The sequence below is a fragment of the Undibacterium sp. Ji50W genome (assembly GCF_049340445.1).
Classification (GTDB): Bacteria; Pseudomonadota; Gammaproteobacteria; order Burkholderiales; family Burkholderiaceae_D; genus Undibacterium.
The window spans coordinates 1-594 of sequence record NZ_JBMPOX010000071.1; the positions used below are offsets into that span (position 1 = coordinate 1).

Below are 594 nucleotides of genomic sequence, written 5' to 3' on the forward strand. Positions count from 1 at the left end.
AAAATGGCAAAAGGTAAGTTCGAGCGCACCAAGCCGCACGTAAACGTAGGCACAATTGGTCACGTTGATCACGGCAAAACCACACTGACAGCAGCGATCGCGACAGTTCTGTCGAAAAAATTCGGCGGCGAAGCAAAAGCCTACGACCAGATCGATGCAGCACCAGAAGAAAAAGCGCGCGGTATTACAATTAATACAGCCCACGTTGAGTACGAAACAGCCGCTCGCCACTACGCCCACGTTGACTGCCCAGGCCATGCTGATTATGTTAAAAACATGATCACCGGCGCGGCACAAATGGATGGCGCGATCCTGGTTTGCTCCGCAGCAGACGGTCCTATGCCACAAACCCGCGAACACATCCTGTTGGCCCGCCAGGTTGGCGTTCCTTACATCATCGTGTTCCTGAACAAGTGCGACATGGTCGATGACGCTGAATTGCTGGAACTGGTTGAAATGGAAGTTCGTGAATTGTTGTCCAAATACGAATTCCCAGGCGACGACCTGCCTATCATTCAAGGTTCCGCCAAGTTGGCCCTCGAAGGCGACCAAGGTCCATTGGGCGAAGAAGCCATCATGAAACTGGCTGACGCT

The 594-nt window shown here is 52.7% G+C and carries 1 protein-coding gene; it reads left to right on the top strand.

The window, feature by feature from the left end; translation table 11 throughout:
• Positions 1 to 3 precede the first annotated feature (3 nt).
• The coding region (locus ACO0K9_RS28050; RefSeq protein WP_422990689.1) for a GTP-binding protein at positions 4 to 594 on the top strand (591 nt) is incomplete at its 3' end.